At 64.5% G+C, this 7,548-nt stretch carries 7 protein-coding genes and 1 pseudogene; 6 read left to right on the plus strand and 2 right to left on the minus strand.

Annotation, left to right across the window (positions count from 1 at the left end; genetic code table 11):
* The coding region (gene sdhC, locus QZ609_RS22290) for a succinate dehydrogenase, cytochrome b556 subunit (RefSeq protein WP_295499616.1) at positions 1-397 on the minus strand (397 nt) is incomplete at its 3' end.
* Positions 398-657: 260 nt separating this feature from the next.
* Positions 658-1,470 carry a GntR family transcriptional regulator gene (locus QZ609_RS22295; RefSeq protein WP_295499617.1) on the minus strand — a complete coding sequence of 271 codons (813 nt, stop codon included), beginning with the start codon at positions 1,468-1,470 and terminating at the stop codon, positions 658-660.
* A 364-nt stretch (positions 1,471-1,834) separates the two neighbouring features.
* On the opposite strand from QZ609_RS22295, the gene QZ609_RS22300 reads away from it, so the two are divergent.
* From QZ609_RS22300 to acnA, 6 genes and pseudogenes are all read left to right on the plus strand, one after another.
* On the plus strand, positions 1,835-2,821 hold the full coding sequence (locus QZ609_RS22300; protein WP_295499619.1) for a malate dehydrogenase: 987 nt from the start codon (positions 1,835-1,837) through the stop codon (positions 2,819-2,821).
* Positions 2,822-2,933: 112 nt separating this feature from the next.
* On the plus strand, positions 2,934-3,914 hold the full coding sequence (locus QZ609_RS22305) for a CoA ester lyase (RefSeq protein ID WP_295499620.1): 981 nt from the start codon (positions 2,934-2,936) through the stop codon (positions 3,912-3,914).
* A gap of 42 nt (positions 3,915-3,956) precedes the next feature.
* The gene (gene prpB, locus QZ609_RS22310; protein ID WP_295499625.1) at positions 3,957-4,853 is read left to right on the plus strand and encodes a methylisocitrate lyase; all 897 of its coding nucleotides are present in this window, start codon (positions 3,957-3,959) and stop codon (positions 4,851-4,853) included.
* 256 nt (positions 4,854-5,109) lie between these two features.
* A complete protein-coding gene (locus QZ609_RS22315; RefSeq protein WP_295499622.1) occupies positions 5,110-5,661 on the plus strand; it encodes a hypothetical protein in 552 nt (183 codons plus the stop codon).
* 25 nt (positions 5,662-5,686) lie between these two features.
* Positions 5,687-7,138 carry a bifunctional 2-methylcitrate dehydratase/aconitate hydratase gene (locus tag QZ609_RS22320; RefSeq protein ID WP_295499623.1) on the plus strand — a complete coding sequence of 484 codons (1,452 nt, stop codon included), beginning with the start codon at positions 5,687-5,689 and terminating at the stop codon, positions 7,136-7,138.
* A gap of 55 nt (positions 7,139-7,193) precedes the next feature.
* Positions 7,194-7,548, plus strand: a pseudogene (gene acnA / locus QZ609_RS22325) (aconitate hydratase); the annotation flags it as partial.

Here is a 7,548-nt window from a genome sequence, read left to right on the forward strand (position 1 = left end):
ACAGCTTGGCGCCGAACACGACGGTCAGCAGCAGGCTGACGATCAGCACGCTCACGGCCGACTTGGCCGACGTGGCCTTGTCGATACCGACATGCAGATCGAGGAGCAGGTAGCGGATGCCGGCACAGAAGTGGTGCAGGTACGCCCAGATGAGCGCGAGGACGACAACCTTGGCGAAACCACCGGACAGCAGCGCCGTGAACTTGGCGAAACTGATTTCCGACGTGAGGCTTTGCTCGAGCAAGTACAGCACGAACGGAAGAAGAACGAACATCAATGCACCGCTGGCACGATGCAGGATGGACACCTTGCCGGCCCAGGGCAACCGGTAGCGGGCGATGTCGCCCACGCCGATGTTCCTGAATTCCGGCCTGGCTTTCTTGATGGCTTCTGCCATATCAGACCCCATTGGCTAAACAACTAACAAAACTGCTGTGCGCAAATCGGCGAGATTCTAGCGCGCTTTTGTTGCGCAGCGCACCAATAATTTCCCTCGGCGCGCTCCACTTTTGTGCTTCCTGCCCTCGCCTGCCAGTGGCGTGATGCGTGGGCGATTGTCCTCTTTACACTGTCTTCATGACGCGCAATACGCCGTTGCACGCCCCACAAATCAAGACGCCGCCGGACCAGCATAGAAGCTGGCGCGACGGCGCGTCGTCAACTCAGTTCATTCTGGTAGTAGTGCCGCGTGGTGACATACAGCCCACGGCGCAGCTCCACCGGTTTGTCGCCGAAGGTATGCGACACCCGCTCGACCGATAGCAGCGGCGAACTCGCCTGCACCGACAGCAACTCAGCCGTGGCCGCATCCGCCGCCACCGCGCGGATGCGCTCGGTCGCACGCAGCATACGCACACCGAACTCCGCCTCAAAGAATGCGTACATCGGGCCTTTCCACTCGGTCAGCTTCTCGGCCGTGAGGCCCTTGAAGCTCGCGCCCGGCAGCCAGATGTCTTCGAGCACAGTGGGTTCGCCGGAAAAGAACAGCACGCGGCGGATCTGCACCACGCTGTCGCCCGGCTTGAGGTCCAGCAGGCGCGCGATTTCGGCCGGGGCGCGCATGCGCTTGCACTCCAGCACGCGGCTGCTCGGGTAGTGCTGCTCGCCCTGCTCCGGCATCAGCCGCAGGAAGCGGAACTGCACACCCTCTTCATAATGCGTGGTGACGAACGTACCCTTGCCCTGGCGGCGCGCCACCAGGTTTTCGGCCGCCAGTTCGTCGATAGCCTTGCGCACCGTGCCCTGGCTGACCTTGTAGCGGGCCGCCAACTCCATCTCGCTGGGGATCATCTCGCCCGGCTTCCACTCGCCGGTCTGCAGGCTTTGCAGGATCAGCGTCTTGATCTGTTGGTACAGCGGGCTGAAGGTGGGCGACCCGCCCCCCGCGCCCGGGCTGGCGGGCGACGCACTCGCCTCACCGCTGGAAGGCGGCGGCACGACGGCGGATAGAGGGGTGGAGGTGCTCGACATAACTGGCGATTTCACCACAAAAGCGACAAACGCGTCCAGCCCGTTTATAGAATGTCTTATGTCTTATATAAGACAGAAGATTGATTGACTTCACCTGAGGCCAGGCCTACACTCGCGCCTGTTCAAGACGAGGGGTTCCACACGGCGCGTGGCGGGCAACCCGCCAATACGTAAGGGTGTATCACTTCGTCATGCGGACGCAGTACACTGCGAGGCTCTTGCCGATATCGAGCCCGCCGCCAGGGTGGCGGCATGCCGATCCGGCAATGCCTGCGCCAGCCGCGTCAATGAGCGCCGACATCCACGCCACGGATGCGACCTCGCGCAGTGCGATCCGCTTTTCACTACCGTTTGGAGAGTTCTCATGGCAAAAGCCCCCATGCGCGTCGCGGTGACCGGCGCTGCTGGTCAAATCGGTTACGCACTGCTGTTCCGCATCGCCGCCGGCGAAATGCTGGGCAAGGATCAGCCCGTCATCCTGCAACTGCTGGAAATCCCCGATGAGAAGGCCCAAAAGGCACTCAAGGGCGTGATGATGGAGATCGAAGACTGCGCCTTCCCGCTGCTGGCCGGCATGGAAGCCCACTCCGACCCGATGACCGCCTTCAAGGACGTCGACGTGGCCCTGCTGGTGGGCGCCCGCCCCCGCGGCCCGGGCATGGAGCGTGCAGACCTGCTCTCCGCCAACGCGCAGATCTTCACGGCACAGGGCAAGGCCCTGAACGCCGTTGCCTCGCGCAACGTCAAGGTGCTGGTGGTCGGCAACCCGGCCAACACCAACGCCTACATCGCCATGAAGTCGGCGCCGGACCTGCCGCGCGAGAACTTCACCGCCATGCTGCGCCTGGACCACAACCGTGCCCTGTCGCAGATCGCCGCCAAGACCGGCAAGCCGGTGGCTTCGATCGAGAAGCTGTTCGTGTGGGGCAACCACAGCCCGACCATGTACGCCGACTACCGCTACGCCACCATCGATGGCAAGAGCGTCAAGGACATGATCAACGATCCGGTGTGGAACAACGACGTGTTCCTGCCGACCGTCGGCAAGCGCGGCGCTGCCATCATCGAGGCGCGTGGCCTGTCGTCGGCTGCCTCGGCTGCCAACGCCGCCATCGACCACGTGCGTGACTGGGTGCTGGGCACGAACGGCAAGATCGTCACGATGGGCATCCCGTCGAACGGCGACTACGGCATCCCGAAGGACGTGATGTTCGGTTTCCCGGTCACGACCGCCAACGGCAAGTACGAAGTGGTCCAAGGCTTCGAGATCGACGAGTACAGCCAAGGGAAGATCAAGATCACGCTCGATGAGTTGGAAGGCGAGCGTGCCGGCGTGCAGCACCTGCTGTAACCCGCATGATCTGACGAAGAACCGGAGCGGATCGGCAGCGACCCCTCCGGTTTTTTTACATCCATCACTCAGGCGCCCGAGCAGCAAGCGCCACCTAACCCGATACGACGCAGTGCACCCCACCGAGGTCTTGTTCCAGGACGACGCCGCTCCGGCCCAACTGCCGGTCTGCGACCACTATGCTGGCGCAGAAAAGCTGATGCGCAAGTCGCTCGCCCTGCAACAAGCCCTTGGCCCCGTCTTCGACATCACCTTCGATTGCGAGGACGGCGCCGCCGTCGGCCAGGAGCGCGCGCATGCCGAACTGGCCGCCGCGCTCATCAACAGCGACGACAACTGCTTCAACCGTGTTGGCGTGCGCATCCACGACCCGAACCACGATGCGTGGACGCAGGATGTCGACATCCTGGTCGGCCAGGCCGGCAGCCGCCTCGCCTACGTGACCGTGCCCAAGGTGCGCGACGTGGTGGAAGTCGCCCGCGTGACCGATCGTGTGAATCAGGCGGCGCGCGCCGCCGGCATCGCGCGGCACCTGCCGATCCACGTGCTGATCGAGACGCATGGCGCGCTGGCGCAGGTGTTCGACATCGCCGCGCTGGTGCAGGTGGAATGCCTGAGCTTCGGGCTGATGGATTTCGTGTCGGCGCACAACGGGGCGATTCCGGACGCGGCGATGGGCTCACCGGAGCAGTTCGAGCATCCGCTGATCCGCCGCGCGCTCACCGATATTTCCGCGGCGTGCCATGCGCACGGCAAGGTGCCGTCGCACAACGTCAGCACCGACATCAAGCACCCGGACCGCGCCGGCGCCGATGCCGCGCGCGCCCGCAACGCATTCGGCTACCTGCGCAAGTGGAGCATCCATCCGGACCAGATCGAGCCGATCGTCGCCGCGTTCCGCCCGTCGCATGACGAGGTGACACAGGCGGCCGCCATTCTCGCGGCCGCACAGGACACCTCGTGGGGACCGATCCAGCACGAAGGCCGCCTGCACGACCGAGCCAGCTATCGCTACTGGTGGGCCGTGCTGCAGCGTGCGCACACCACCGGCGTAGCGATGCCGCCGGAGGCCACGTCGCGCTTCTTCGCATGACGGCGCAAACGCATTGAGAGGAGATTCGCCATGACCGCAGCAATGATCACCAGCGCCCAAGCCAGCGCAGGCGCCCGCTTCCGCCAGGCGCTGGTCGATGAATCGCCGCTGCAGGTGGTCGGCACCATCAATGCCAACCACGCCCTGCTGGCCAAGCGCGCCGGCTACCGCGCGATCTACCTGTCGGGCGGCGGCGTGGCAGCGGGCTCGCTGGGCCTGCCGGACCTCGGCATCTCCGGCCTGGACGATGTGCTGACCGATGTGCGCCGCATTACCGACGTGTGCGACGTACCGTTGCTGGTGGACGTCGACACGGGCTTCGGCGCCTCGGCATTCAACGTGGCACGCACCACCAAGTCGCTCATCAAGTTCGGCGCCGCGGCCATGCATATCGAAGACCAGGTCGGCGCCAAGCGCTGCGGCCATCGCCCCAACAAGGAAATCGTCTCCAAGGACGAGATGGTCGACCGCATCAAGGCCGCGGTGGACGCGCGCACCGACGCGAATTTCGTCGTGATGGCGCGCACCGATGCGCTGGCCGTGGAGGGCCTGGACCGCGCCATCGAGCGCGCGGTGGCCTGCGTCGAAGCCGGCGCGGACGCGATCTTTCCCGAAGCGATGACCGACCTGTCGATGTACCGCAAGTTCGTCGATGCGGTGAAGGTGCCGGTGCTGGCCAATATCACCGAATTCGGCCAGACGCCACTGTTTACGCGCGACGAGCTGGGCACGGCGGGCGTGGCGATGATCCTGTATCCACTGTCGGCCTTCCGTGCCATGAACAAGGCCGCCGAGAACGTCTACGCCGCCATCCGCCGCGATGGCACACAGCAGAACGTGGTCGACACCATGCAGACGCGCATGGAACTGTACGACAGCATCGGCTACCACGATTACGAAGCCAAGCTGGACGCGCTGTTCGCGCAGAACCGCGGCTGAGCTGGGCACGGAAGACACCCACTGGCAAACACAAACAAGGAGAACGGCCAAGACGTGAAACGCGAGGCAACCGGCCCCTGCAATGGCCGTGCGGATGGCGGATACCCCCCGTTCGGGCGAGTGTCTGCAATCTATGTAACGGAACATTGGGCACGGCGGGCAAATCGGTCAAAATACCGGCCGGTGTGTGCCTGACCCTGGGATTTCCAGCCCGGGACGGCCGCCTCCCCGATCCAGTCTTACCGAAGGAAACCCTATGAACAAGTTCATCGTGGCCGCTTGCGCCGGCGCTCTCTCGCTGGCCGTATCGCAGTACGCAACCGCCCAAACCACGACGTCGCCCAAGCCGGCCGCCAAGAAGGCCGCCAGCAAGAAGAAGCCGGCCAAAAAGACTGCCGCCAAGGAAGTCGCCAAACCGGAAGGCGTGCAATGGAAGTGCGAACTCGGCAACGAGATGTACATCAAGGGCGACATGACCCGCGACCAGATCATCACCGTGCACTGGAAGGGCAAGAACTATGAGTTGCCGCGTCAGATGACCCGCACTGGCGCCGACCGCTACTTCGACCAGAAGACCGGCTTTGACCTCGTGGTCATCCCGGCCAAGGCCATGCTGTTCGACCGCAACGAAGGCCACCGTCTGGCCGACGAGTGCCAGACCGCGGAGATGGCTGCCGGCGGCTCGGCCCCGACGCAAGGCGGTGCCCTGCGCGCCCCCGCTGGCCTGCCGCTGATGATGCAGGACAACGCTGCCCCGGCACCGGCTGCGGCCCCCGCGTCGGACGCTGCCCAGCCCGCCAAGCAGTAACGCGAGAGGCCCACAGGAAAAGCCCATGTCCGCGCCGGTTGCGAACATCCGCCCGAAACCCGACAAGGTCATCGTCGACATCGTCGACTATGTGACCCAGTTCAAGCTCGACAGCAAGGCCGCCTACGAGACGGCCCGCCATTGCCTGATCGATACCTTGGGCTGCGGGTTGGAGGCGCTGTCGTACCCGGCGTGCACCAAGCTCCTGGGGCCGATCGTGCCGGGAACCGTCGTGCCGAATGGCGCGAAGGTTCCGGGCACGCAATTCCAGCTCGATCCGGTGCAGGCGGCGTTCAGCATCGGCGCCATGATCCGCTGGCTGGATTTCAACGACACCTGGCTGGCTGCCGAATGGGGCCATCCGTCGGACAACCTCGGCGGCATCCTGGCCGTGGCGGACTGGTTGTCCCGCACCAACATCGCCGGCGGCAAGAAGCCGCTCGTGATGAAAGACGTGCTGACCGCGATGATCCAGGCCCACGAGATCCAGGGCTGCATCGCGCTCGAAAACGCATTCAACAAGGTGGGGCTGGACCACGTGGTACTGGTCAAGGTCGCCACCACCGCGGTGGTCGGGCAACTGCTCGGGCTGTCGCGTGACGAGATCATCAACGCCGTGTCGCTGGCGTGGGTCGACGGCCAGGCGCTGCGCACCTACCGCCATGCGCCGAACACGGGCAGCCGCAAATCCTGGGCGGCGGGCGACGCCACCAGCCGCGGCGTGCGCCTGGCGCTGATCGCCAGGACGGGCGAGATGGGCTACCCCTCTGCCCTCACCGCCAAGGGCTGGGGCTTCTACGACGTGTCCTTCAACGGGCAGCCGTTCAAGTTCCAGCGCAAGTACGGCACGTACGTGATGGAGAACGTGCTGTTCAAGATCAGCTTCCCGGCCGAGTTCCACGCGCAAACCGCCGCTGAAGCGGCCATGACACTACACAAAGCGATTGCCAAGGCCGGCAAGACCGTCGACGACATCGAGAGCATCACGATCCGCACGCACGAAGCGGCGCTCCGCATCATCGACAAGCAAGGCCCCCTCGCCAACCCGGCGGACCGCGACCACTGCATCCAGTACATGGTCGCCGTGCCGCTCATCTTCGGCCGCCTGACGGCCGGGGACTACGAAGACACGGTCGCCCGCGACCCGCGCATCGACGCGCTGCGCAAGAAGATCGCGTGCATGGAAGACAAGCAGTTCACCCAGGAATACCACGACCCCGACAAGCGCTCGATCGCCAACGCGATCACCGTCCGGTTCAAGGATGGCCGCGCACTCAAGGAAGTCGTGGTGGAGTACCCGATCGGCCACAAGCGGCGGCGCAAGGAAGGCATGCCGCTGCTGGTCGAGAAGTTCAGGACCAACCTGGCCCGCCGTTTTCCGGCCAGGCAGCAGGACGCGATCCTGGCGGCTTCACTCGAGCAAAAGACCCTCGAGATGATGCCGGTCAACGAGTATGTCGATTTGTACGTGATTTGATGTATCCGCACGGGGCGCCTCGGTGCCCTACGCATCCCTAGCCTGGAGTCATGCCATGCCCCACAACCTGAAAAAAACACTCAAAGAATTCAAGATCAACGGCAGCCAGACCGGCAAGTTCCATTCCCTGCCGCAACTGGGCAAGGAACTGGGCGTGGCAATCGAGCGCCTGCCGGTTTCGATCCGTATCGTGCTGGAATCGGTGCTGCGCAACTGCGACGGCAAGAAGGTGACCGAAGAGCACGTCGCGCAACTGGCCAACTGGAAGCCGAACGCCGAGCGCGTTGACGAGATCCCGTTCGTGGTCGCCCGCGTGGTGCTGCAGGACTTCACCGGCGTGCCGCTGCTGGCTGACCTGGCCGCCATGCGCAACGTGGCCGAGCGCATGGGCAAGAACCCCAAGAAGATCG

This window comes from uncultured Ralstonia sp. (assembly GCA_913056305.1).
Classification (GTDB): domain Bacteria; phylum Pseudomonadota; class Gammaproteobacteria; order Burkholderiales; family Burkholderiaceae; genus Ralstonia.